This is a genomic window from Enterobacter sp. MGH119, from assembly GCF_001037675.1.
Classification (GTDB): domain Bacteria; phylum Pseudomonadota; class Gammaproteobacteria; order Enterobacterales; family Enterobacteriaceae; genus Enterobacter; species Enterobacter hormaechei_C.
The window spans coordinates 24,477-47,217 of the sequence record NZ_KQ089929.1 but is presented as its reverse complement, the minus strand read 5'-3'; the positions used below and the strand labels follow the sequence as shown (position 1 = coordinate 47,217).

Sequence of the window (22,741 nt, the reverse complement as noted above, 5' to 3'; positions counted from 1 at the left end):
CTGTTCCTCACGTCAAAAATTCTGTGATGTTCGCCAGCAATCCTGAGTGAAAGGCCTGCCGGTGCGCTTTTCAGCGCCCATCCTTTAGCTATTCTTATCAAACATTCACACTGGATACCCGACAGATGATGACGACGCTTGAAATTCCATCTGTGCTTTCCAGTTCGCAGCGCCGCTGCCAGGTGCTTTTGATGCTTTACCTGCCCGATGCTGCCATCACCGCACAGAGCATAATCGCTGCCAACGGCGTGGACGACGTCATGGCACGGCAAGATATAGCCGAGACGCGCGATGAAATCCAGCGCTATCATCGGCTTGATATCGTCACGCACCATGATGGCTGCTACCGAATTGAGGGTTCCGCCCTTAATCAACGTTTGTGCCTGCTGCACTGGCTGCGCAGGGCGCTTCGGCTCTGTCCACATTTTGTCGCCCAACAGTTTACCCCTGCCTTAAAAACCGCGCTCAAACAGCACGGCATTGCCCGCCCGCTTTATGACGATGCGAACCTTCGGGCGCTTATCAACTTTTGTGCGCGCAAGCTTCAGCGCCAGTTTGAGTCCCGCGACGTACAATTTTTACAGCTCTATCTGCAATATTGTCTGATTCAGCATCATCTGGGCAATACGCCGGAGTTTTCGCCCGTTCAGCGCAGCTGGACGCAGTCCCGAGGGGAATACTTTACGGCGCAGGAAATTGTCCGCCACTGGAAACGGCGCGTCCCGCAGGGAACGCACAGCGATGAACAGCTGTTCCTGGCGCTGCTGTTTATGATGCTTCGCACACCCGACCCGGTGATGGATAAACACCAGCAGGATCAGCGCCTGCGTCGCGCCATCGTGCGTATGATTGCCCGTTTCCGGGCACAAACCGGGATGAACTTCAGCGATGAGCAAGGTCTGACCGATCAGCTTTATATCCATCTGGCTCAGGCGCTAGACCGCTCCTTGTTTGACATCGGCATCGACAACAGTCTGCCGGAAGAGATCCACCGTTTATACCCCCGGCTGCTGCGCACCACTAAAGAGGCGCTGTTTGAGCTGGAAGCCGAATTTGGTCTGCGATTCTCCGGTGAAGAGATGGCTCTGGTGGCGGTGATTTTTGGTGCCTGGCTGATGCAGGAGACCGATCTGCATGAAAAACAGGTGGTCCTGTTAACGGGGGAAAATAAAGCCTGTGAAGAGTTAATTGAGCAGCAGCTTCGCGAGCTGACGCTGCTGCCGCTCAATATTCGTTATCTTAGCCTGGAGGCGTTTAAGAAGGAGGGCGCGCCCCGCGAGGCGGCGCTGGTTATTACGCCTTATCCAACCGCCCTGCCGCTGTTCTCGCCGCCGCTCATTCATGCCGTTGAGACCCTGAACACGCAGCAGCAGGAACACATTCGCGTAATGCTCGAATCGTAGTTACGTGCGAGCAGCGACTTTAGGGCGAATAACGATGGCCGGTAAAGCGACCAGCGCCATCACCCAGAACACACCGTGCCCCAGGTGCTGATAGAGGAAACCGGCAAATACGGTCATCACCGCAATACTGCCGCCCATCGCCACCGCTGAATAGACCGCCTGAAGACGAATAACGTCCCCACCCTCTCGCGCCGCGATGTAGCGCATCGCCGCCAGATGGCAGACGGTGAAGGTTCCGCAGTGCAGAATTTGCGCCACAATCAGCCACGGCAGCTCCGTCGTCCAGCCCATGATGCCCCAGCGCGCCACGCCGCACACGGCGGAAAGCAGCAGCAGGTCACGCGCCCCGAAACGACGGAACAGTTTTTGGCTCAGCGCGAAGATAATAACCTCCGCCACCACGCCGAGCGACCACAGGTAGCCTACCGCAGAAGCCGAGTAACCCGCCCCCTGCCAGTAGATGGCGCTGAAGCCATAATAGGCCGCATGCGCCCCCTGAAGCAGACAGACGCAGGCCAGGAAACGCCAGCTTTGCGCCACCAGCGAGCGCCAGGCGGGCCAGCCGGCGCTCTCCTGATGGCGGCTTTCGCCCTGCGGCATCACCGACGGACGCAGCAACATACCGAGCAGCATTGAGGCGATGCCGAGCGTTAGCAGCGCCAGAATGGCACGATAGTCATAGAGGCTGACCAGTTTCCCGACCAGCGCAGAGCCGATCACGAAGGCAATCGATCCCCACAGGCGCACGCGGCCATAGTCCATGGTGATCTGCTTTTGCCAGGTGTTCGCCAGGGCATCCGTCAGCGGCACCAGCGGGGAGAAGAACAGATTAAAGCCAACCATTACCACCATCAGCCAGGCAAACTGGTGGCTAACCCAGAAGCAGGCGGCAAAGACCAGCGTCAGCAGGGCCAGAATTCGCACCGCTTTAATCAGTAAGGAGGGATCGCTGACGCGGGGCGCAATCAGCAGACTACCCAGGAAACGTGCCACCAGCCCCGCGCCCAGCAGGATGCCAATGGTCTCAGGCGTCAGACCAATTCCCTTGAGCCAGACGCTCCAGAAAGGCAGAAAAATACCGTAACTAAAGAAATAGGTGAAATAGCTGAGCGCCAGCCAGCGCGTGGAATGCAAGACCATGAATCCCTCCCGAAATGGAGGCGATAGTCTGGCGTTAATCCCTGACTTTAGCAAGTCGTTAGCGTGCTATAAATTAACTAAAAATTAACATCATCACCAGCCGGACAGCGTATGGCGAGAGCGGTAAAACTGTATTACGTTTATAAGACATCGCCTGAAGAGGTCGTTTGCCATGAACAGCTTACGTTATTTCGATTTCGGCTCCTCTCGTTCTCTCCTGCTTTTAATTGCCCGCATTGCTATCGTGGTCCTGTTTATTATTTTCGGTTATCCCAAGCTGACGGGGTTTAGCGGCACCGTTCAGTATATGACGTCGCTCGGTGCCCCCATGCCCATGCTGGCCGCGATTATTGCGGTAGTGATGGAAGTCCCCGCCGCGATTCTAATCGTGCTGGGCTTTTTCACCCGCCCTCTCGCGGTGATCTTTGTCTTCTATACGCTGGGAACGGCGGTGATTGGTCACCACTACTGGGATATGACGGGCGATGCGGTCCTGCCAAATATGATTAACTTCTACAAAAATGTGAGTATCGCTGGCGCATTTATTTTGCTGGCGATTACCGGGCCGGGGGCCATCTCCCTCGATCGACGTTAGCCCATAAAAAAAGGCCGCATGAGCGGCCTTTTTCAGTTCTGCAACGCAGAGAATTATGCGTACACCGGGAAGCGTGCGCAGATGTCCAGCACTTTACCTTTAACGCGCTCGATAACCGCGTCGTCATTGATGTTGTCCAGAACGTCACACATCCAGCCCGCCAGCTCTTTTACTTCCGCTTCTTTAAAGCCACGACGAGTTACGGCCGGAGAACCGATACGGATACCGGAGGTCACGAACGGGCTCTTCGGATCGTTTGGCACGCTGTTTTTGTTCACGGTGATGTTGGCGCGGCCGAGGGCTGCGTCAGCTTCTTTACCGGTCAGGTTCTTATCAACCAGATCCAGCAGGAACAGGTGGTTTTCAGTCCCGCCAGAGACCACTTTGTAGCCACGATTCAGGAACACTTCCACCATCGCTTTGGCGTTTTTAGCAACCTGCTGCTGATAAACCTTGAACTCTGGCTCCATCGCTTCTTTCAGCGCGACGGCTTTCGCGGCGATAACGTGCATCAGCGGGCCGCCCTGGGCGCTTGGGAATACGGCGGAGTTCAGCTTTTTGTACAGCTCTTCGTCACCGCCTTTCGCCAGGATCAGCCCACCGCGTGGACCCGCCAGGGTTTTGTGGGTGGTGGTGGTCACAACGTGCGCATGTGGAACCGGGTTCGGGTAAACGCCAGCGGCAATCAGACCGGCAACGTGCGCCATGTCGACGAACAGGTACGCGCCGATGCTGTCAGCGATTTCACGCATTTTTGCCCAGTCAACGATGCCGGAGTAAGCAGAGAAGCCACCGATGATCATCTTCGGCTTGTGCTCTTTGGCCTGCTTCGCCATGTCTTCGTAGTCAATTTTACCGGACTCATCAATACCGTAAGGGATGATGTTGTACAGTTTGCCAGAGAAGTTAACCGGAGAGCCGTGAGTCAGGTGGCCGCCCTGCGCCAGGTTCATACCCAGAACGGTATCGCCCGGCTGCAACAGCGCGGTATAAACAGCGAAGTTAGCCTGAGAGCCAGAGTGCGGCTGGACGTTCGCGTAGTCAGCGCCAAAGAGTTCTTTCGCACGGTCAATAGCCAGCTGCTCAACGATATCAACGTATTCGCAACCGCCGTAGTAGCGCTTGCCCGGATAACCTTCAGCATATTTGTTGGTCAGCTGAGAACCCTGCGCCTGCATCACGCGCGGGCTGGTGTAGTTTTCGGAGGCGATCAGTTCGATGTGCTCTTCCTGACGTACTTTTTCCTGCTCCATAGCCTGCCACAGTTCGGCATCATAATCGGCAATGTTCATTTCACGCTTTAACATCCGCATCTCCTGACTCAGCTAACAAGTAAATTTTTGGCCTGAAAAGGCAGTCCTGTTGGACGACGGGCAACAGTATAACTGAATAGTTCTGCGATAACAGGTCTTGACAAACGATTTTACGCAAACGTTTACCTCCACGCCACGCAAGGGTTTGAGCAATAAAGCTCTCACCATTTTCAACGGATTTCTTTTCAGCTTTGTGATGCATATTTTTCACGATGCAAAGAACCATTTACATTGCAGGGGTATTTTTATAAGATGCATATAAAATACATCATTAAAGTAACATCAGAAGGAAGCTGCTATGCTCGACGCCCAAACCATCGCTACCGTGAAAGCCACAATCCCCCTGCTGGTTGAAACGGGTCCTAAACTGACCGCCCATTTCTACGATCGCATGTTCGCGCATAACCCGGAGCTCAAAGAGATTTTCAACATGAGCAACCAGCGTAACGGCGATCAGCGCGAAGCGCTGTTTAATGCTATTGCCGCCTATGCCAGCAACATCGAAAACCTGCCGGCTCTGCTGCCTGCGGTGGAAAAAATCGCGCAGAAGCACACCAGCTTCCAGATCAAACCTGAGCAGTACAACATCGTCGGCAGTCACCTGCTGGCGACCCTGGACGAAATGTTCAGCCCGGGCCAGGAAGTACTGGATGCCTGGGGGAAGGCCTATGGCGTACTTGCAAACGTATTCATCAACCGTGAAGCACAGATCTACAGCGAAAACGCCAGCAAGATTGGCGGCTGGGAAGGCACGCGCGCCTTCCGCATCGTTGAGAAAACCCCGCGCAGCGCACTGATCACCAGCTTTGAGTTTGAGCCAGTTGACGGTCAGCCAGTTGCCGATTACCAGCCGGGCCAGTATCTGGGCGTCTGGCTGAAGCCTGAAGGCTTCCCGCATCAGGAGATTCGCCAGTACTCCCTGACCCGCAAGCCAGACGGCAAAGGCTATCGCATTGCGGTTAAACGTGAGGAAGGCGGTCAGGTATCCAACTGGCTGCATAACGAAGCCAGCGTGGGCGACGTGGTCCATCTGGCGGCACCGGCGGGCGATTTCTTTATGGCCGTTGAAACGAATACCCCGGTGACGCTGATCTCCGCAGGCGTGGGGCAGACGCCAATGCTGGCGATGCTGGATACGCTGGCGAAAGCAAACCACAGCGCGCAGGTTAACTGGTTCCACGCGGCGGAGAACGGTGATGTTCACGCCTTCGCGGACGAGGTGAAAGCGCTGGGAGCGGGTCTGCCACACTTTACCGCGCATACCTGGTATCGTTTACCCACGGAAGCCGACCGCGCAGCGGCTCGTTTCGACAGCGAAGGCCTGATGAATTTAGGGCAGCATGAAGGGGCGTTCAGCGCACCGGGGATGCAGTTCTACGTTTGTGGGCCGGTAGCGTTTATGCAGTATGCCGCGAAGCAGCTGGTAGACCTGGGCGTGAATAAAGACAACATTCATTACGAATGTTTCGGCCCGCATAAAGTGCTGTAATGCAAAAAGCCCCTCAACGAGGGGCTTTTTTTTCGCCGGGTGGCGGCTGCGCCTTACCCGGCCTACCAAATCTTTTTTAAATCGCCGCGTCGTCTTCTTCGCCGGTACGGATACGGATCACGCGCGCCACGTCAAAGACGAAGATTTTCCCGTCGCCAATTTTACCGGTCTGCGCCGTGCGGATGATGGTATCCACACAGGTATCGACGATATCATCGCTTACCACGATCTCGATTTTCACTTTCGGCAGAAAGTCCACCATGTACTCTGCGCCACGGTATAGCTCGGTGTGGCCCTTCTGACGACCAAAACCTTTCACTTCAGTTACGGTCATCCCGGTGATGCCTACTTCTGCCAGCGCTTCACGTACATCATCCAGTTTGAAAGGTTTAATAATCGCATCAATCTTTTTCATGGTGGGTCCTTAAACTCTTGCCAGTAAGCAGCCTCGTAATCGGTTGCTCACAGTATCATATTCAGGCGAATTTTGCGGTATTACTCTTTAAAATCGTTCGCTTCCAGCTCGTGGCGTGAGAGCAATTTATAAAACTCGGTACGGTTACGCCCGGCCATGCGCGCCGCATGGGTTACGTTGCCTTTGGTGATTTGCAGCAGCTTGCGCAGATAGTTCAGCTCGAACTGGTTTCGCGCTTCCGCAAACGTCGGTAAGGCCGTGTTTTCCCCCTCGAGCGCCTGCTCCACCAGCGCATCGCTGATCACCGGCGATGACGTCAGCGCCACGCACTGCTCAATCACGTTCACCAGCTGGCGTACGTTGCCCGGCCAGCTTGCTGTCATCAGGCGTTTCATCGCATCGGTGGAGAACGCGCGCACGAATGGTTTGTGGCGGTCAGCGGCCTGGCGCAAAAGGTGATTTGCCAGCAGCGGGATATCTTCCGCACGCTCGGCCAGCGCCGGGATTTTCAGGTTGACGACATTCAGTCGATAGTAGAGATCTTCGCGGAACTCGTTGCGCGCCATCACCTTGGGTAAATCGCGATGGGTAGCGGAAATAATACGCACGTTGATATCGATATCGCGGTTGCTGCCAAGCGGACGCACTTTTCGCTCCTGCAACACGCGCAGCAGTTTAACCTGCAACGGCGCGGGCATATCGCCAATTTCATCAAGAAACAGCGTGCCCCCCTCAGCCGCCTGGAACAGCCCTTCACGGCTGCTCACCGCGCCGGTAAAGGCGCCGCGGGCATGGCCGAAGAGCTCAGACTCAAGCAGTTGTTCCGGCAGCGCGCCACAGTTGATGGCAATAAAGGCATTTTTACTGCGTGGGCTGGCGTTGTGGATCGCCTGGGCCAGGATCTCTTTCCCGGTCCCGCTCTGGCCGTTGATCAGTACGCTAACGTCGGATTGCGCCACCATCCGCGCCTGTTCCAGCAGACGCAGCATCACAGGGCTACGCGTCACGATGGATTCACGCCAGGCGTCGTCGCCGGATGGCGCCGCGTGCTCAAGGGCGCTGTCGATCGCTTTATAGAGGGCGTCTTTATCCACCGGTTTGGTGAGGAAGCTGAATACTCCCTGCTGCGTCGCGGCCACCGCATCAGGAATAGATCCGTGAGCGGTGAGGATAATCACCGGCATCCCGGGCTGCTGCTTCTGGATCTCCGTGAACAGTTGCAGGCCATCCATTTCATCCATGCGCAAATCACTGATCACCAGATCGATTTTCTCGCGGCTGAGCACTTTCAGCCCCTCCTGCCCGCTTTCAGCGGTGACCACGCTGTAGCCTTCGCTGACCAGACGCATCCCCAGCAGCTTTAACAGACCGGGATCGTCATCCACCAGTAACAGATGGGCAAGTTTACGGCTTGTCATGGCTTCACATCCTCTTGTTTCGGCGTCTCACTGTCTGGCGTCGTGGCAGAGTTGCCTTTCGACCCATCGGGCAGATAGCTGCCTGCTGGCTTACGCGTCGAGAGCTGTCTTTCGATATCGGTCAGATTTTCAAGCTTGCGGGTGGTGGTTTCCAGCTGCTCGCGCAGCGACTCCTGCTGCTGGCGAAGCGCATCAAGCTCGCTGTCGCTCGACTGCTGCAATTTGCTGTAGCGGAAACGCTCTTCGGACAACTGTAATTGCAGGGTTTGTCCGTCCCGCCAGAGCTGATAGACCGGGCGCACCTGGGGGGGAATATTGATCACGTAAGTATCCAGCCGCGTCACGTTGGCGCGGCGTTCGACAGGCGTGATTCTGGCATCCGCCATCACGATCCCGCGTTTAAACGCGTCCTGCCAGGTATCGTCCATCAGCATCGCCGCCTGGGCACGGGCCTCGGCGGGCGCCAGCCGCTGGGCGCAGTCTATTCCGCGCAGCCAGAACAGCGGATTGGATTCAACATCACGCCCCGACAGGCTCCAGATATCATCGCAACGTGTTGAAAGGAAATCGGCCAGCTGTTTTTGCGGCCATTTATCTTCCTGTTTGTGGCTAATCGCACTTTTTGGTGCATGGGTTACACAGCCGGCCAGCAGTAAGCAGGGCAGGCTGAGGCGCACATTTTTGCTGGAAAACACCGCGCGCAGTGCGCGGTAAAAGACGTGTGACATACTCACCAGGTTGTTATTCATTTCATTGATTTTTCCGGCTCAAGAGGCAGTTCGATACGAAAACAGACATCGGCGCGTTCATCACTCACGATGTTAAGCTCACCCTGCATGCGTCGTATGCAGTCGCGGGCAATACTCAGCCCCAGACCACTTCCTTTTACCGCACCTTTTCGCTGATGACTCCCCTGGAAGAAGGGCTCAAAGATCATCGTTTTTTCATCATCCGGAATCGGGCTTCCCGTATTCGCTACGTCAATAAATACCCGCGAACCGTTGTTATTGCTTCTGATATAAATGGTACCGGATTCAGTACCATAGTGCACCGCATTGGAATAAAGATTATCCAGTACGCTCATTAGGAGCATAGGCTCTGCCAGGCAGGATGGCGCATTGAGATCCACCTGGGTATGCATCATTTTAGCTCTTGCTGGCAGGCTATGGGCGGAGATCACCATGTCCACCAGCGGTTCAATCTCAACGCTTTCAAGCACCACAGCACCATCCGCCAGCTTGCGGTTATAGTCCAGCAGTTGTTCAATAAGTTTTTGTAAATTGCGGCTACTGGCATCCAGAATCGCCACGATCTCTTTTTGCTCAGGGGATAACGGCCCCGCTACTTCATCTGCCAGCAGCTCCGTGCCTTCACGCATACTGGCCAGCGGTGTTTTGAGTTCGTGTGAGATATGGCGCAGGAACTGGTGACGCTGCGATTCCAGCCACGCCAGGCGTTCAGAAAGCCAGATGATGCGCTGACCGACCGAGCGCAGCTCGCGCGGGCCTTTAAAAACAACCGTATCCCCGAGAGATTTGCCCTCCCCCAGGCGGTTAATCATCCGCTGGATCCCCTTTACCGGGCCGATGATCATGCGGGTAAAGAGCAGTACCAGCCCCAGGCTGACGAGGAACAGCACCAGCGCCTGCCAGCCGAAGAACTGGCCGCGCTCGGCAATCTCCTGCTGGAGTTGTTGACCACGGGAAAAGATAACCGTACGGGTGGACTGCACCATCTCCGTATTGGCGTTCGCGAAGGCTTCAAGTCGGGCGGCGGCGGCGGCATCAGGACCGCTGTTTTTGCACTGGAGCTGCGCCAGATCGTTCAGATCCTGACGCAGCGCCTGATAGAGTTTGTCATCCGGCAAGACCCCGGCATGGGCATCCAGCATTTCGCTGTAGCGTTTACGCTGGTTCTGATAGACCCTCTCCAGCGTACGGTCGTCCAGCACGCAGTACTGGCGATAGCTACGCTCCATCTCCAGCGCGGCGTTGGTCATTGCCTCGCTACGGCGGGCATCAATAAGCGTGGTGCGGTTAGTCAGGGCCGCCTGGGCACTTAACGCATTCAGGCTTTGCCATGCCTGCCACGCCAGAACCAGCAAAGGTAGCAGGATCAGCAGGAAGGCCATCATAACGAGCTGTCGCAGGGAGCGAGGGAAAGCGGGCCAGCGTTTCAACACATTACTCTCATCATCCGGGTTTGAGGAGAGCGTAACTGAGTCTGCCCTTCAGATACAACAAAGCCAGGTAAAAACCCGGCTTTGTCATGGAATAAGGCGGTGCCTAACTCGACGTTTCGCCCTGGCCTGATAAAGCATTGCAATAATCAGTAGTTGGACGGCAGGCACCTTTTTGTGCGTCATTCGAAGTTTATGTAGCACGTCCCGAAGGGGCTGACATAAGAAGGTGAATGAGCCACTGGCTACTATTATGCAACATGCGTGCCAGATTGCAAACTTTGATACTATCCTTATGATTAATAATTGTTTTATTATTAAAATGCATTGATTGTCAGGTGAATGATTTCCAGGCTAAGTGTCGCTATTAAGCAACACCTTAATGGAAACCTGTCCTGCCATAGATAAATCAACAATTTATATGTCTCTTATTGGAGACACTCAATCCAGAGGATTGTCGCAATTTTGCGACAGGTACAAAAAAGCCCGGTGGCGCTCGCGCTTACCGGGCCTACAGTCAGGGCGTTGAAACTTAATCCAGTTGTTTACGCGCGTTGCGGAAAATGCGCATCCACGGGCTGTCCTCGCCCCAGTTTTCCGGGTGCCAGGAATTGCTCACGGTGCGGAAGACACGCTCCGGGTGCGGCATCATGATGGTCACCCGACCGCTTTCGCTGGTGACCGCGGTAATGCCATTTGCCGAACCGTTCGGGTTAGCCGGATAGGTTTCGGTGACCTTGCCGAAGTTATCAACAAAGCGCAGCGCTACCAGTCCTTTGCTTTCAAGCTGAGCCAGGTGCGCCGCATCACGCATTTCAACCTGACCTTCGCCGTGCGAAACCGCGATTGGCATCTGCGAACCCACCATTCCCTGCAACAGCAGAGACGGGCTTTGGGTTACTTCTACCAGGCTGAAGCGCGCTTCGAAGCGGTCAGACTGGTTACGCACAAAGCGCGGCCAGGCTTCGCTGCCCGGGATCAGCTCGCGCAGGTTAGACATCATCTGACAGCCGTTACACACGCCCAGCGCCAGCGTCTGCGGACGGTGGAAGAAGGTTTCGAACTCGTCACGCACGCGGCTGTTAAACAGAATAGACTTCGCCCAGCCTTCGCCCGCGCCCAGCACGTCACCGTAGGAGAACCCTCCGCAGGCAACCAGCGCCTGGAAATCATCCAGCCCGGTACGCCCGGCCAGCAGGTCGCTCATGTGGACGTCAATGGCATCAAAGCCCGCCCGGTGGAAGGCCGCCGCCATCTCAACGTGGGAGTTAACGCCCTGCTCGCGCAGCACGGCCACTTTCGGACGCGCACCGGTCGCAATGTACGGCGCGGCAATGTCTTCGTTTATGTCGAAGCTGAGCTTCACGTTCAGGCCAGGATCGTTGTCGTTCGCCTTCGCGTTGTGTTCCTGATCGGCGCATTCCGGGTTGTCACGCAGGCGCTGCATCTGCCAGGTGGTTTCCGCCCACCACATACGCAGCGTGGTGCGGCTTTCGCTGAACACCGCGTGGCCGTCGGCTTCAATCACGAAACGGTCGCCCTGCACCGCTTTACCGAGATAGTGTACGCAGTCTGCCAGACCGTGCTGCGCCAGAATCGCTTCCACCGCGTCGCGATCTGCGGCGCGTACCTGAATGACCGCGCCAAGCTCTTCGTTAAACAGCGCCGCCAGGCGGTCTTCGCCAAGCGTAGCAATGTTTGCTTCAACGCCGCAGTGACCGGTGAAGGCCATCTCTGCCAGCGTCACCAGCAGGCCACCATCGGAACGGTCGTGGTAGGCCAGCAGCTTACGCTGCGCCACCAGCGCCTGAATTGCGTCGTAGAAGCCTTTCAGTTGGGCGACGTCGCGCACGTCGGCTGGCTTATCGCCGAGCTGGCGGTAAACCTGCGCCAGCGCGGTGGCGCCCAGGGCGTTATGGCCTTTGCCGAGGTCAATCAACAGCAGGGCGTTATCTTCAGTGGAAAGCTGCGGCGTAACGGTATGACGTACGTCTTCCACGCGCGCAAACGCGGTGATCACCAGCGACAGCGGAGAGGTCATCTCGCGCTGCTCGTTACCTTCCTGCCAGCGGGTTTTCATCGACATGGAGTCTTTACCCACCGGAATGGTCAGGCCGAGCGCAGGACACAGCTCTTCGCCCACAGCTTTCACCGCTTCGTACAGGCCGGCATCTTCACCCGGGTGACCGGCGGCGGCCATCCAGTTCGCGGAGAGCTTGATGCGTTTAATGTCGCCAATCTGCGTCGCCGCGATGTTGGTCAGCGCTTCACCAACGGCCAGTCGCGCAGAGGCGGCGAAGTCCAGCAGCGCCACTGGGGTGCGTTCGCCCAGCGCCATCGCTTCGCCGTAGTAGCTGTCGAGGCTCGCGGTGGTCACGGCGCAGTTCGCCACCGGGATCTGCCACGGGCCGACCATCTGATCGCGGGATACCATACCGGTAACGGTACGGTCGCCAATGGTGACCAGGAAGGTTTTCTCAGCCACAGCAGGCAGGTGCAGCACGCGATTAACGGCTTCTGCCACGGTGATGCCCTGGCGATCCAGCGCTTTGCCCGCCGCTTTACGGGTTGTTACGTCCCGGATCATCTTCGGCGTTTTACCGAGCAGCACGTCGAGCGGCAGATCGATAGGCTGGTTGTCGAAATGGGTGTCGCTCAGAGTCAGGTGCTGCTCTTCGGTCGCTTCACCGATGACGGCATACGGCGCGCGCTCGCGGCGGCACAGCTCGTCAAACAGCGGCAGCTGATCCGCCGCAACGGCCAGCACGTAGCGCTCCTGGGATTCGTTACACCAGATTTCCAGCGGGCTCATGCCAGGCTCATCGCTCAGGATATCGCGCAGGTTGAAGCGTCCGCCGCGGCCGCCGTCGCTCACCAGCTCCGGCATGGCGTTGGACAGACCGCCCGCTCCCACGTCGTGGATAAAGAGAATCGGGTTAGCATCGCCCAGCTGCCAGCAGCGGTCGATTACTTCCTGACAGCGACGCTCCATCTCCGGGTTGTCACGCTGCACGGACGCGAAGTCAAGATCCGCATCAGACTGACCGGAGGCCATCGAAGAGGCCGCACCGCCGCCCAGACCGATATTCATCGCCGGGCCGCCGAGCACGATCAGCTTCGCGCCGACGACGATCTCGCCTTTTTGCACGTGATCGGCACGGATGTTGCCGATCCCGCCCGCCAGCATGATCGGTTTGTGGTAGCCGCGCAGCTCTTCGCCGTTGTGGCTGTCCACTTTCTCTTCATAGGTACGGAAGTAACCATTCAGCGCCGGACGACCAAATTCGTTGTTAAACGCCGCGCCGCCCAGCGGGCCTTCGGTCATGATATCCAGCGCGGTCACGATGCGCTCTGGCTTGCCGAAATCTTCTTCCCACGGCTGTTCAAAGCCCGGGATACGCAGGTTGGAGACGGAGAAACCGACCAGACCCGCTTTTGGTTTCGCGCCGCGACCGGTCGCCCCTTCGTCACGGATTTCACCGCCGGAGCCGGTCGCCGCACCCGGCCATGGGGAGATCGCCGTCGGGTGGTTGTGGGTTTCCACTTTCATCAGGATATGCGCGGGCTCCTGATGGAAGTCATAGCGCCCTGCTTCGCGATCGGCGAAGAAGCGGCCCACCTCGGAACCTTCCATCACCGCGGCGTTGTCTTTATAGGCAGACAGCACGTGGTCAGGGGTTTGCTCCATGGTGTTTTTGATCATTTTGAACAGCGACTTCGGCTGCTGTTCGCCGTCGATAATCCAGTCGGCGTTGAAAATCTTGTGGCGGCAGTGCTCGGAGTTGGCCTGCGCGAACATATACAGTTCGATGTCGTTCGGGTTGCGATTCAGCTTAACGAATGCATCCTGAAGGTAGTCGATTTCATCCTCTGCGAGTGCCAGACCAAGACGCAGGTTTGCGTCAATCAGCGCCTGACGGCCCTGCCCCAGCAGATCCACGCTCTGTACCGGCGCAGGCTGATGGTGGGAGAACAGTTTCTGCGCATCATCCAGAGAGTCAAACACGCTCTCCATCATGCGGTCGTGCAGTTCAGCCGCAACCGCCTGCCACTGCGCGTCGCTCAGGGTAGAGGCTTCCACGTAGTACGCCACACCGCGCTCCAGACGATTAATCTGGTTCAGGCCGCAGTTGTGAGCGATGTCTGTTGCTTTGGAAGACCAGGGGGAGATGGTGCCAGGGCGTGGCGTGGCGAGGATTAATTTGCCGGTCGGCGTATGGCTGCTCAGGCTTGGGCCATATTTAAGCAGACGTTCCAGCTGTACGCGCTCCTCTGCATTCAGGGGGGCATTCAGGTCAGCAAAATGGACATACTCAGCGTAAATATTGCTTACCGGAAGGTCGGCCGCCTGAAAACGTGCCAGCAGTTTGGTAATACGGAAGGCAGACAGTGCAGGCGAACCACGCAGAATTTCCATCATAAGTCTCTCGTCTTCGAAGCGCCGGGGCGCTTACAGTGTGCGCAAGGGGGGAAAACGGGCGTCATTATAGAGAATCCTGAGCGCCGACGAAACCGTTTGCGTCGAAATAAAATCAACCTTTATGTTTAACAATAGATGTGACCTGTCTCTCTAATTGGTTGCCAACTGGCGCTACTTTGCGCAAAATGCCGCTCAATCAATGGCAATCTCTACTCTTAACATGACTACAGCACACTGAGGCAACCGGCGTCGCAGAGAATTAACTAATTGAAAAAATTAAAGATTAATTATCTGCTCATCGGCATTGTTACGTTGCTGCTGGCAGTGGCCCTCTGGCCGTCTATCCCCTGGTTCGGCAAGGCCGAAAACCGTATCGCCGCCATTCAGGAGCGGGGGGAGTTGCGCGTCAGTACACTCTCCTCCCCGCTTATTTACGACGATATCAACGGTAAAACCATCGGTCTTGATTACGAACTGGCACAGCTGTTTGCGGACTATCTGGGCGTGAAGCTGAAAGTTACCGTGCGGCAGAACATCAACCAGCTGTTTGATGATTTGGACCATGACCGTGCCGATATTCTCGCCGCAGGTCTGGTGTACAACAGCGAACGCAGCAAAAACTATCAGCCGGGCCCGACCTACTACTCCGTGTCGCAGCAGGTGGTTTATCGTGTGGGTAGCCTGCGCCCGCGCTCACTGGCCGACATCACCGACCAGCAATTGACCATTGCGCCAGGCCATGTGGTGATTGACGATCTGCGGGCGTTGAAAGAGAAAAAATACCCTAACCTCAGCTGGACGGTCGATCCTAAACTCGGCACGACCGAATTGCTGGAGCAGGTAAAAGATAAAAAGCTGGCCTATACCATTGCTGATTCGGTGGCGATCAGTCTTTTCCAGCGCGTTCATCCTGAAATCGCCGTGGCGCTGGATGTGACCGACGAACAGCCGGTGACCTGGTTTACCCAGCTGGACGACGATCAAACCGTCTCTGCGGCCATGCTCGATTTCTTTAATTCCATCAATGAAGACGGCACCCTGGCGCGTCTGGAAGAGAAATATCTCGGTCACGGGGACGATTTTGATTACGTTGACACCCGCACCTTCCTGCGCGCGGTGGACAGCGTGCTGCCGGACCTGCAACCGCTGTTTGAGAAGTACGCCCAGGAGATTGACTGGAAGCTGCTGGCGGCAATTTCCTACCAGGAATCGCACTGGGATGCTCAGGCCACCTCCCCCACGGGCGTGCGCGGGTTGATGATGCTGACCAAAAATACCGCCCAGAGCCTCGGCATCAGCGACCGGACCGATGCGGAACAGAGCATCAGCGGCGGCGCGCAGTATTTACAGGATATGATGGCGAAAGTGCCGGAGACGGTCCCGGAAGGGGAGCGGATCTGGTTTGCGCTGGCCGCCTATAACATGGGGTATGCGCATATGCTCGACGCGCGGGCGCTGACGGCGAAAACCAAAGGTAACCCGGACAGTTGGTCAGATGTAAAACAGCGCCTGCCGCTGCTTAGCCAGAAACAGTGGTACCAGAAGCTGACGTATGGCTATGCGCGCGGCCATGAAGCGTATGCCTACGTGGAAAATATTCGTAAGTATCAGATAAGCCTGGTGGGATATCTGCTGGAGAAAGAAAAAGAGGCGGCCGAGGCGCAACAGCTGGCTGAAAGCTATCCGGTGGTCGCACCGGAAGAGCTTAATCACCCTGCGGTTTCAATTCTGCCTTTTGTTGCTTTTTCTGCTGCCGACGCATTCGAAAAAAGTCACTTAACAGACCCGAACATTCTGGTGCAAGTACCCCGCCGATAGTTTTCACCTGGTGGTTCATCCCCGGATGCCCAAGTACGTCCATCAGTGAACCAGCAGCGCCCGTCTTTTCATCCCGCGCGCCAAACACCAGCGTACCGATTCGGCTGTGCACCATCGCCCCGGAGCACATTACGCACGGCTCAAGGGTGACATACAGGGTGGTATCAAGCAGACGATAGTTTTGCAGCACCAGTCCGCCCTGACGCAGCGCCATAATTTCAGCATGCGCGGTAGGATCGTGACGGCCAATCGGACGGTTCCACCCTTCCCCAATCACCTGATTGTTATGGACCAGAACCGCGCCCACGGGCACTTCGCCCTCTTCCCAGGCGCGCTGAGCCAGCGCCAGCGCATGACGCATCCAGTATTCATGATTGTGTTCAGGGTTGGACAAGGGCTGATACTCCAGTCGAAAAGCGGGCGGCATTATACACAGCCGGTACAGATAAGACTATTCGAGTTGCTGAAGTTCGCCCAGAGGCGTGACGCGCCAGCGGTGCTGACAAAAATAGAGCAGCGGGTTGTCCTGCTTGCTGTCGCTGTAGCCGCTGTACAGACGCAGCGGCGTACCGATGCGTTTCTCCAGCTGCACCACTTTTTCATGTCCGAGGCAGCGCAGGGTGAGCACCCAGCCGCCGTAGCCGCGCGCGATCTGCGTGGCGATAAGATTTACGCGCGGCAGCCAGGGCGTATCAAAATAGACTTGCTCCACCAGCGTCTGCGGGGAGCCAGTAATCAGCCAGATATCGGCATCATTGGCGTCGAGATAGCTGGTCAGGCGCGCCTGTACCACGGGAAACGCGGCGACGTGCCCGCGAAACCAGTGCGCAAAATCCTGTTCGAGCTGCTTGAGGCGCGCTTCGCTATGACCAAACGTGCATCCCCAGAGCAGCAGGCTCATCGGCCAGCGCGCTGCACGGCCTTTCACCAGCAGCGCGATGCCAATAACGGGTAACAGGGGTAATACCAGCAACGCGTTAAGGGGCTGGCGCCGCAGCAGGTAGCGCATAAAGGTGCCGAACATATCCTGCTGATGCAGCGTTCCATCCAGATCAAAAAAGACAACGCGACGCTCGTGACTGGCCAAACCTTACTCCTCTGGGTCGTTGAATCCTAACAGCCAGGTAAACAGGAACCCGGCGATCACCGCTACCAGATAGCCTAACAGATAGAGCATCACTTTTCCGGTCACGATGGTTAATGCCAGCGGTAAACCGGAGATCCCGAAGGTAATGACGGTCGCCACTTTCCAGTAGCTGATTAACGCCCCGCCCACCGCGCCACCGAGACAGGCGGCCAGGAACGGCTTACCCAGCGGCAAGGTCACGCCGAAAATCAGCGGCTCGCCGATACCGAGCAACCCGACCGGCAGCGCCCCTTTAATGACCTTTTTTAAACGCGCGTTGCGGGTTTTCATCAGCACCGCGATGGCCGCGCCGACCTGCCCAACGCCCGCCATCGACAGGATCGGCAGCAGGGCGTTATAGCCGTGCGCCTGTACCAGTTCGACGTGAATCGGCACCAGCCCCTGATGCAGACCGGTCAGCACTAACGGCAGGAAGGTCCCGGACAGCACGGCCCCCACCAGCAGCCCGCCGCGATCGATCGCCAGAGACGCGCCGTGGGCGATGGCTTCAGAGATCGCGCCGCCTAACGGTTGCAGCGCCACAATCGCCACGCTCCCGGTAATCAATGTGGTCAGCAGCGGGTTGAGGATCAGTTCAATCGAGCCTGGCAGCAACGCGCGTAGCTTTTTCTCAATCCAGCACATCAGAATGACCACCAGCAGCACGGCAATCACCCCACCGCGGCCAGGCTGAAGCGCCTCGCCAAACAGCGTAATCTGCGCCAGCTGCGGGCTGGAGAGGATACCCGCCATTACGCCGCCCATCGCCAGCGAGCCGCCGAACACTTTGGCCGTGTTCACCCCCACCAGAATATTCATGATGGCAAACACCGCGCTGCCGAAAATCGCCAGAATACCCAGCAGGTTCGGATACTGGGTGGCGAAATTCCCGACAATATCCGGACGCTTGAGGATATTGATAATCCCGGTGATCAGCCCCGACGCGATAAACGCCGGGATAAGAGGAATAAAGACGTTTGCCAGCTGGCGCAGCGCATCGCTCATGGGGGCTTTGTATTTGGCTTTCGCCTGCGCTTTGGTGCGTTCCGCGTCGTCAAAGGTGGGAGCCGTTTCACTGCCCGTCATCAGGGCGCGCATGGCATCAACCACCTGCGCCGCTTTGCCCGGACCGACAATCAGCTGGTGCTGTTGCCCCTGTTTAACGTACCCGCTCACGCCGGGGAGCTGCTTCAGGCGCGTTAAATCAAGCTTTTCGTCGTTGTACACCTCGACGCGTACACGCGTCATGCAGTTTTCCAGACGCTGAATATTTTTTTCCCCACCGATCCCAAGCAGGATGTCGCTGGCGAGCGCTGCTGTTTTGTCCATAAACGCCTCTTATTGATGTTCTAATGCCGCCCGTAAAAACCCGTGATGGGCTTCAAGCCTGGCTCTGGCCGCGGCTGCATCCAGCCCGGTTAATATCATCAGAATGGCGGGTTTTACATCGTGATCGGTCTGCTGAAGCACCTTTTCCGCCTCTTCACGACTGGCGCCTGTCGCTTCCATCACCATGCGGCAGGCTCTGTCCACCAGCTTGACGTTGGTGGCCTGCATATCCACCATCAGGTTTTGGTAGACCTTGCCAAATTTCACCATCGCGCCGGTGGAGATCATATTGAGCACCAGCTTCTGTGCGGTTCCGGATTTCAGGCGCGTGGAGCCGGTGAGCGCTTCCGGCCCGACGACCGGAGAGATGGCAATGGCGGCCACCTGCGCAATCGGCGAACCCGGGTTACAGGAGATGGCCACCGTGGTACATCCCGTCTGTCTGGCGTATTCCAGCCCACCAATGACGTACGGCGTACGACCAGAAGCCGCCAGCCCGACGACCAGATCCTGCGCGGTCAGGTTCAGCGCCCTGAGATCGTCCTCCCCAAGCTGTTTATTGTCTTCTGCCCCTTCCACCGCTTTCAGCAGCGCGCCGGGGCCACCGGCAATCAGGCCAACGACCAGACCGTGCGGAACACCAAAGGTCGGGGGACATTCTGAGGCATCCAGCACACCGAGGCGCCCACTGGTACCCGCCCCCATGTAAATAATGCGTCCTCCTGCTTTCAGAGCGTCGGCAGCGGCGTCTACGGCTTTCGCCACCTCGGGCAATGTCTCTTTGACTGCCAGCGCGACGAGGGTATCCTGTTGATTAAAGCGGTTTACCAGCTCCAGCGTGGACAGTGCATCAAGATCCATGGTTTGCGGGTTACGCGTTTCAGAAACAAGAGAGCCTAGATTCATGTTATTTACCTCTGGAATTTTTAATTCATAATAAACGCACTATAATGGAATATAAAATTCATTCAGGCGAGCAAAATTCGTAATTGCGCGGGTAATCACATTTTCGCCAGGAGACCGTATGAACTGTTTAATTCGTATTCGCCAGCGCTACGCAGGGTTTGCCCAGAGTGACAAAAAGCTGGCGGATTATTTACTTTCCCAGCCCGATCGCGCGCGACACCTCAGCTCCCAGCAGCTGGCAGGTGAAGCCGGGGTGAGCCAGTCGAGCGTGGTGAAATTTGCCCAGAAGATAGGCTATAAAGGCTTTCCGGCGCTAAAACTGGCGATCAGTGAAGCACTGGTAAGCAACCCTAATCCGCAGTCAATGCCGGTGCATAACCAGATCCGCGGCGACGATCCGATGCGTCTGGTCGGCGAAAAGCTGATCAAAGAGAACGTGGCGGCAATGCATGCCACGCTGGATGTGAACACGGAAGAGAAGCTGCTGGAAAGCGTAGCCATGCTTCGCGACGCGCGGCGTATTGTATTGACCGGGATCGGTGCCTCCGGACTGGTTGCGCGTAACTTTGGCTGGAAGCTGACAAAAATCGGCTATAACGCCATCGTTGAACAGGATATGCACGCGCTGCTGGCGACCGTGCAGGCCATGGATCCTGACGATTTACTGCTGGCCATCTCCTATTCCGGCGAGCGCCGTGAAATTAATATGGCTACCGACGAAGCCCTGCGCGTAGGAGGAAAAATTCTGGCCATTACTGGCTTCAGCCCGAATGCGCTCCAGCAGCGGGCCACCCGCTGTCTGTATACCATCGCCGAGGAACAGGCCACTCGCAGCGCGGCGATTTCGTCGACGAGTGCGCAGATGATGCTGACGGACCTGCTGTTTATGGCGCTGGTTCAGCAGGATCTGGAGCGTGCGCCAGAGCGTATTCGTCACAGCGAAGAGCTGGTAAAAAAACTGGTTTGAACAACGAATGAGCGTATAATGCCCGCCCTGTTTGTGATGTTTCTGAGAATTTCCTGATGGCGCTGTTAATCACCAAAAAATGCATCAACTGCGATATGTGCGAACCCGAATGCCCGAACGAGGCGATTTCGATGGGCGACAGCATTTATGAGATTAACAGCGACCGCTGCACCGAGTGCATTGGCCACTATGAGACGCCGACCTGCCAGAAGGTGTGCCCAATCCCCAATACGATCTTAAAAGATCCGGCACATGTCGAGAACGAAGAACAGCTGTGGGATAAGTTTGTCCTGATGCACCATGCGGACAAAATTTAACCTTCGATAATCACCGTCGCACAGGCGTAGTGGCGTTCATCTGCAAGCGTTACGTGCATGTGCGCCACGCCCAGCTTTTCCGCCAGCTTAAGCGCCTCGCCCCATAAACGCAGACGTGGCTTACCCAGCTCATCGTTAAACACTTCAAACTGGTTAAACGCCAGGCCGTTACGAATGCCCGTGCCGAACGCTTTCGCCGCCGCCTCTTTTACCGCGAAACGCTTTGCCAGAAAGCGCACCGGCTGCTGATGCGCCTCCCAGATAGCCCATTCGTTATCGCTCAGCACGCGTCTTGCGAGGCGATCGCCGCTCCGGGCGATCACCGCTTCGATGCGGGCTATTTCAACGATGTCGGTGCCTAAGCCCAGAATAGCCATTACTGACGCGCTTCCAGCATCAGGCGCTTCATCTCGGAAACCGCGTCTTTCAGACCGCTCATCACCGCACGGCCAATGATAGCGTGGCCGATGTTCAGCTCGTGCATTTCCGGCAGGGCAGCGATGGCTTTTACGTTGTGATAGGTCAGGCCGTGACCGGCGTTAACCTTCAGTCCCAGGCTCGCGGCGTAGGTTGCCGCTTTGGCGATCCGCTCCAGCTCTTTCGCCTGCGCTGCGTCGTTTTCAGCATCGGCATAGCAGCCGGTGTGAATTTCAATATACGGCGCGCCCACGTCGGCAGCGGCTTTAATCTGGGTGAAATCGGCGTCGATAAACAGTGAAACCAGGATACCGGCATCCGCCAGGCGTTTGCAGGCATCGCGCATTTTGTCGAGCTGCCCGGCCACATCCAGACCGCCTTCGGTGGTCACTTCCTGTCGTTTTTCCGGCACCAGGCAGCAGAAATGCGGCTTCGTATCGCAGGCAATCGTCAGCATCTCTTCCGTTACTGCCATCTCCAGATTCATGCGGGTATCCAGCGTCTGGCGCAGGATACGCACGTCGCGATCGGTGATGTGGCGACGGTCTTCACGCAGATGGACGGTAATGCCGTCCGCCCCAGCCTGCTCGGCGATAAACGCCGCCTGAACCGGATCCGGATACGCCGTGCCGCGCGCGTTGCGCAGGGTGGCAATGTGGTCGATGTTGACGCCTAACAGTAATTCAGCCATGACAATCCTCGGTATTTTTGTTCATTTACCTTCTCCCTCTCCCTCCGGGAGAGGGCTGGGGTGAGGGGTAAAACATTAGCGTTTCGGCATAAACTGCCTGAATAATTCGCGGCTCTTTAAAGGTTTGCCCCCAAGATACGGCTTGAGCGCAATTCGGGTAAAGCGTTTTGCCGCACGCAGGGTGTCGGCGTCCGGGAACTCGCGTTCATACAGTGCTCTGAGCTGGCGCCCGGTAAAGGTGCTGTTATCGACGACGACACTGGCAATAAAGCCCTTTTCCTCACGATAGCGATAGGTCATGGTATCTTCTACCTCGTCCCCACTCCCCGCGCAGTGCAGAAAATCAACACCGTATCCAAGGTGACCGAGCAGCGCCAGCTCGAAACGACGCAGCACAGGCTCAGGAGTGCCGGTTGCGCCAGCGAGCGACTGGATACAGTGCAGGTAATCAAAGAAAAGTTCAGAGAAGCGGGTCTCATGTTCAAGCACCCGTGAGATGAGTTCGTTGACGTACAAACCGCTGTAGAGCGTGATACCAGAAAGAGGAAGCGCGAGGGAAACGGCTTCAGCACTGCGCAGGGTTTTGACTTCCCCTCGCCCGCCAAAGCGGACCAGCAGTGGGGTGAAAGGCTGCAAGGCACCTTTGAGATTAGAACGTCTGGATCGTGCGCCTTTGGCAACAAGGCGCACGCGACCGGACTCTTCCGTGAAGACGTCCAGCATCAGGCTGGTTTCGCTCCAGGGACGACTATGCAGGACAAAGGCGCGCTGCCATCCATCCATATGCTCGTCGTCTTA

Annotated in this window: 20 protein-coding genes; 6 read left to right on the top strand and 14 right to left on the bottom strand. The window is 56.8% G+C overall.

Going from position 1 to position 22,741, the window contains the following annotated elements:
* Positions 1 to 125 precede the first annotated feature (125 nt).
* Positions 126 to 1,403, top strand: coding sequence for a stationary phase inducible protein CsiE (csiE, locus tag SK53_RS00220; protein ID WP_045336921.1), 1,278 nt, complete (start codon positions 126 to 128; stop codon positions 1,401 to 1,403).
* Here the strand turns inward: csiE and SK53_RS00215 are convergent, their stop codons facing one another.
* On the bottom strand, positions 1,404 to 2,543 hold the full coding sequence (locus tag SK53_RS00215) for a 3-phenylpropionate MFS transporter (protein ID WP_003860673.1): 1,140 nt from the start codon (positions 2,541 to 2,543) through the stop codon (positions 1,404 to 1,406). It abuts the gene before it with no gap.
* Between the two features lie 172 nt (positions 2,544 to 2,715).
* Between SK53_RS00215 and SK53_RS00210 the strand changes: the two genes are divergently transcribed.
* Positions 2,716 to 3,138, top strand: coding sequence for a DoxX family protein (locus tag SK53_RS00210; protein WP_003860675.1), 423 nt, complete (start codon positions 2,716 to 2,718; stop codon positions 3,136 to 3,138).
* Positions 3,139 to 3,191: 53 nt separating this feature from the next.
* On the opposite strand, the gene glyA is transcribed toward SK53_RS00210, so the two are convergent.
* Positions 3,192 to 4,445 (bottom strand): serine hydroxymethyltransferase, encoded by a 1,254-nt coding sequence (gene glyA / locus SK53_RS00205; protein WP_003860678.1) that lies wholly within the window; start codon positions 4,443 to 4,445, stop codon positions 3,192 to 3,194.
* A 304-nt stretch (positions 4,446 to 4,749) separates the two neighbouring features.
* Between glyA and hmpA the strand changes: the two genes are divergently transcribed.
* On the top strand, positions 4,750 to 5,940 hold the full coding sequence (gene hmpA / locus SK53_RS00195; protein WP_032665849.1) for an NO-inducible flavohemoprotein: 1,191 nt from the start codon (positions 4,750 to 4,752) through the stop codon (positions 5,938 to 5,940).
* Positions 5,941 to 6,016: 76 nt separating this feature from the next.
* On the opposite strand, the gene glnB is transcribed toward hmpA, so the two are convergent.
* From glnB to purL, 5 genes are all read right to left on the bottom strand, one after another.
* Entirely contained in the window at positions 6,017 to 6,355 is a 339-nt protein-coding gene (gene glnB, locus SK53_RS00190) for a nitrogen regulatory protein P-II (protein WP_003860685.1), read from the bottom strand.
* Positions 6,356 to 6,435: 80 nt separating this feature from the next.
* On the bottom strand, positions 6,436 to 7,773 hold the full coding sequence (glrR, locus tag SK53_RS00185) for a two-component system response regulator GlrR (RefSeq protein WP_045343126.1): 1,338 nt from the start codon (positions 7,771 to 7,773) through the stop codon (positions 6,436 to 6,438).
* Complete coding sequence (qseG, locus tag SK53_RS00180; RefSeq protein ID WP_003860689.1) at positions 7,770 to 8,522, bottom strand: two-component system QseEF-associated lipoprotein QseG; 753 nt, start codon at positions 8,520 to 8,522, stop codon at positions 7,770 to 7,772. Before qseG ends, glrR begins: the two co-directional genes overlap by 4 nt.
* On the bottom strand, positions 8,519 to 9,952 hold the full coding sequence (gene qseE, locus SK53_RS00175; protein ID WP_032610263.1) for a two component system sensor histidine kinase QseE/GlrK: 1,434 nt from the start codon (positions 9,950 to 9,952) through the stop codon (positions 8,519 to 8,521). Before qseE ends, qseG begins: the two co-directional genes overlap by 4 nt.
* A 532-nt stretch (positions 9,953 to 10,484) precedes the next feature.
* Positions 10,485 to 14,372 carry a phosphoribosylformylglycinamidine synthase gene (gene purL / locus SK53_RS00170; protein WP_048208231.1) on the bottom strand — a complete coding sequence of 1,296 codons (3,888 nt, stop codon included), beginning with the start codon at positions 14,370 to 14,372 and terminating at the stop codon, positions 10,485 to 10,487.
* A 267-nt stretch (positions 14,373 to 14,639) separates the two neighbouring features.
* Between purL and mltF the strand changes: the two genes are divergently transcribed.
* A complete protein-coding gene (mltF, locus tag SK53_RS00165; protein WP_022651605.1) occupies positions 14,640 to 16,190 on the top strand; it encodes a membrane-bound lytic murein transglycosylase MltF in 1,551 nt (516 codons plus the stop codon).
* On the opposite strand, the gene tadA is transcribed toward mltF, so the two are convergent.
* The 4 genes from tadA to murQ are packed head-to-tail and all read right to left on the bottom strand — an operon-like array spanning position 16,078 to position 19,551.
* Positions 16,078 to 16,617 carry a tRNA adenosine(34) deaminase TadA gene (gene tadA / locus SK53_RS00160; protein ID WP_022651606.1) on the bottom strand — a complete coding sequence of 180 codons (540 nt, stop codon included), beginning with the start codon at positions 16,615 to 16,617 and terminating at the stop codon, positions 16,078 to 16,080. The genes mltF and tadA overlap by 113 nt on opposite strands.
* A 24-nt stretch (positions 16,618 to 16,641) precedes the next feature.
* A complete protein-coding gene (gene yfhb / locus SK53_RS00155; RefSeq protein WP_003860696.1) occupies positions 16,642 to 17,277 on the bottom strand; it encodes a phosphatidylglycerophosphatase C in 636 nt (211 codons plus the stop codon).
* Between the two features lie 3 nt (positions 17,278 to 17,280).
* On the bottom strand, positions 17,281 to 18,645 hold the full coding sequence (locus tag SK53_RS00150; RefSeq protein WP_048208228.1) for a PTS transporter subunit EIIC: 1,365 nt from the start codon (positions 18,643 to 18,645) through the stop codon (positions 17,281 to 17,283).
* A 9-nt stretch (positions 18,646 to 18,654) separates the two neighbouring features.
* Positions 18,655 to 19,551 carry an N-acetylmuramic acid 6-phosphate etherase gene (gene murQ, locus SK53_RS00145; RefSeq protein ID WP_003860700.1) on the bottom strand — a complete coding sequence of 299 codons (897 nt, stop codon included), beginning with the start codon at positions 19,549 to 19,551 and terminating at the stop codon, positions 18,655 to 18,657.
* 118 nt (positions 19,552 to 19,669) lie between these two features.
* Between murQ and SK53_RS00140 the strand changes: the two genes are divergently transcribed.
* Both SK53_RS00140 and SK53_RS00135 read left to right on the top strand, forming a co-directional pair.
* The gene (locus SK53_RS00140; protein ID WP_003860702.1) at positions 19,670 to 20,518 is read left to right on the top strand and encodes a MurR/RpiR family transcriptional regulator; all 849 of its coding nucleotides are present in this window, start codon (positions 19,670 to 19,672) and stop codon (positions 20,516 to 20,518) included.
* A gap of 56 nt (positions 20,519 to 20,574) precedes the next feature.
* Positions 20,575 to 20,835 carry a YfhL family 4Fe-4S dicluster ferredoxin gene (locus tag SK53_RS00135; protein ID WP_003860704.1) on the top strand — a complete coding sequence of 87 codons (261 nt, stop codon included), beginning with the start codon at positions 20,575 to 20,577 and terminating at the stop codon, positions 20,833 to 20,835.
* On the opposite strand, the gene acpS is transcribed toward SK53_RS00135, so the two are convergent.
* From acpS to recO, 3 genes are all read right to left on the bottom strand, one after another.
* A complete protein-coding gene (gene acpS / locus SK53_RS00130) occupies positions 20,832 to 21,212 on the bottom strand; it encodes a holo-ACP synthase (protein ID WP_003860706.1) in 381 nt (126 codons plus the stop codon). The two genes, SK53_RS00135 and acpS, sit on opposite strands and share 4 nt — an antisense overlap.
* Complete coding sequence (gene pdxJ / locus SK53_RS00125; protein WP_045330528.1) at positions 21,212 to 21,943, bottom strand: pyridoxine 5'-phosphate synthase; 732 nt, start codon at positions 21,941 to 21,943, stop codon at positions 21,212 to 21,214. The genes acpS and pdxJ overlap by 1 nt, the downstream gene beginning before the upstream one ends.
* Positions 21,944 to 22,018: 75 nt before the next feature.
* Positions 22,019 to 22,726 carry a DNA repair protein RecO gene (gene recO, locus SK53_RS00120; RefSeq protein ID WP_003860708.1) on the bottom strand — a complete coding sequence of 236 codons (708 nt, stop codon included), beginning with the start codon at positions 22,724 to 22,726 and terminating at the stop codon, positions 22,019 to 22,021.
* Positions 22,727 to 22,741 lie beyond the last annotated feature (15 nt).